This window comes from Dolichospermum planctonicum (genome assembly GCF_005402965.1).
GTDB lineage: Bacteria > Cyanobacteriota > Cyanobacteriia > Cyanobacteriales > Nostocaceae > Dolichospermum > Dolichospermum planctonicum.
On sequence record NZ_BJCF01000098.1, the window covers coordinates 1 to 2,599 of the forward strand.

Sequence of the window (2,599 nt, forward strand, 5' to 3'; positions counted from 1 at the left end):
GCGGGCTAGAAGCCCACCCCACAAGTAAATTATGGCGGGCTAGAAGCCCACCCCACAAGTAAATTATGGCGGGCTAGAAGCCCACCCCACAAGTAAATTATGGCGGGCTAGAAGCCCACCCCACAAGTAAATTATGGCGGGCTAGAAGCCCACCCCACAAGATGAAAATTTTTTATTTTTATACGGTTTAAGTGCGGCTTCAATGGGGCGAATTTGAGAAATTATCGGATGCTATAATAGCGGTTTGAGTTATATTTCGCGCAAATACGCAAAGGCGAAAAGTATACGACTTTGAATTTGCACAAGTTTGTATTTTAGTTCATAAACTTGGAGATTCTCTCGACAGCGGTTACTAGAATTTCTGGTTCTTGCACTAATGCGAAGCGAACGTATCCTTCACCAGATTTACCAAAGCCGATACCTGGAGAAGCTGCTACACCTGTTTTTTTGACTAATTCGGTGCAAAATTCTCTGGAATTATGACTCCATTGTGTAGGTAATTTTGCCCAAATGTACATTGTGGCTTGTGGTGTGGGAACGTTCCAGCCTATGCTGTGTAAGGCTTTGATGAATGTGTCACGACGTTGACGAAAAATAGCTAAGGCTGATTTTACACCATTTTGCGGTCCGGTGAGGGCTGCGATCGCTCCGTTCAAAATTCCCAAATATTGGTTAAAATCAATGGTGGCTTTGATTTGTTTCAGGGATTGAATTAATTCTGGATTCCCAATTGCATAACCAATGCGGAAACCTCCCATATTATAAGACTTGGACAGGGTAAAAAATTCAATAGAGACGCTTTTTTCTGGGTCAGCTTGTAAAATTGAGGGGACTGGAGATTTTAGATTTTGGATTTTGGATTTTGGATTTTGGGTTTCTTCTGTGAAAACTAAATCTACATAGGGGAAATCGTGAACCAAAACAATGTTATGGTGTTGACAAAAGGCTACAGCTTCTTGAAAAAAGGATAAAGGGGCGATCGCACTGGTAGGATTATGAGGATAGCTTAAAACCATCAACCGCGACTGATTTAAAACAGTGACGGGAATATCACTAAACACTGGTAAAAAATTATTTTCTGGTTTTAATGGCATGGGATAAATCTGACCATTAGCCAAGTATACTCCACCAGCATGGGAAGGATAACCAGGATCTAATAATAGAGCAAAATCGCCGGGATTAAGTATGGCTAAGGGTAAATGGGCTGTTCCTTCTTGAGAACCAATTAGGGGTAAAACTTCAGTTTCTGGGTTAACTGGGATACCGAATTTCTGTTCATACCATTGGGCTGCGGCTTGACGAAAATTTTGAGTACCACGAAATAATAAATAACCATGGGTGCTAGGATCATGGACAGATTGAGCGATCGCTTCTAGGATATGATTCTCGGTAGGTAAATCTGAAGATCCCAAAGACAAATCAATTAATTCCTTTCCCGCAGCCACAGCTATGGTCTTGGCTGTGTCCATGTCCGCAAATACGTTAGATTTTAAAGGTTGTAACCTGGTTGCAAATTGCATTTTAATTATTTATCATTGGTTATTAGTTATGAGTATGTGATCAGAAACTCTATAGTTTTGATCACTGACTGACCACTAATTACTCTGTAAATGGTTATCTAAAAGACTGAGTAATTTATCTTTAGCAATTACTCCTTCGGTAGATTCTAATACTTCTTCTCCTTTCATTAACCTGAGAGCAGGAAGGCCTTCTACATGATATTGCTTGACAGCCACGGGATTAGGATCAGCTTCTATTTTAACAATTTTTAGGCGATCGCTATAAGTTGTTGCGGCTAAATTAATCAATGGTGACATTAAGCGACAAGGACCACACCAGGAAGCCCAAAAATATACTAATACAGGCTGTTCGGACTTTAAAACTTCTTTTTCAAACTCAGCATCAGTGATATTTATTACACTATTGCCCATAATAGTCTCCATAAAGTAGCATCAGTTAATCAAATTCGTTTACAAAATACTTTATCCCAATTTGAGGGTTAGTTGTTATCCTGTTTTGGACTTAGGCTTTACTCGGTCGAAGAATTTGCAGTTATAAAATGCTTACTATATCAGCTTTTTATCTGGTAATCTATCATAATCATTGGGAAAAATGAAGTAAAATCCCACAAATATGTGGGATTAACTGAATTAAATTATCTGCAAGAACTACAGTTTATCTAATTGTCTTTTAAGTTCTTCTAAGTCAGCATCAACTGGTTGAGTCGCTTTAGCCGTACTGGTTGGTTGTTCTGGGTTTAGTAGTCTTTGTTCGGGTGCTGGTGCTAGAGATGCTTTCAAAGCCGCTAATTCATTATCAATATCACTACCAGATTCCAATTTTGCAAATTGGCTTTCTAAATCTGAACTTATCAATTCTGCGGTAGACTGAGCGCGAGATTCTTGGAGTAATACTTTTTCTTCCATGCGCTCAAAAGCGGACATGGCGCTGCTGGTACTCATTCCGCTCACCATATTTCCCAATTGTTCTTGGGCTTTGGCTGCGGTAATTCGGGCTTTGAGCATTTCTTTCTTGGTTTTGGCTTCGGAAATTTTGCTCTCTAACTGAATTAAATTCTTTTTCAGACCTTCTACCTGAA

3 protein-coding genes are annotated in these 2,599 nt (G+C 39.5%); all 3 read right to left on the reverse strand.

The window, feature by feature from the left end; translation table 11 throughout:
• Nucleotides 1–314: 314 nt before the first annotated feature.
• Nucleotides 315–1,520, reverse strand: a complete 1,206-nt coding sequence (locus FFO06_RS20555) for an LL-diaminopimelate aminotransferase (RefSeq protein WP_201275506.1) — start codon at nt 1,518–1,520, stop codon at nt 315–317.
• 75 nt (nt 1,521–1,595) lie between these two features.
• A complete protein-coding gene (locus tag FFO06_RS20560) occupies nt 1,596–1,931 on the reverse strand; it encodes a thioredoxin family protein (RefSeq protein WP_028083893.1) in 336 nt (111 codons plus the stop codon).
• Nucleotides 1,932–2,168: 237 nt separating this feature from the next.
• A partial coding sequence (locus tag FFO06_RS20565) for a PspA/IM30 family protein (protein ID WP_137909686.1) occupies nt 2,169–2,599 on the reverse strand: 431 nt, incomplete at its 5' end.

Coding starts and splice junctions, on each gene's coding strand:
- FFO06_RS20555 (WP_201275506.1), bottom strand. CDS start 1,520: ATGCAATTTGCAACCAGGTTACAACCTTTAAAATCTAACGTATTTGCG.
- FFO06_RS20560 (WP_028083893.1), bottom strand. CDS start 1,931: ATGGGCAATAGTGTAATAAATATCACTGATGCTGAGTTTGAAAAAGAA.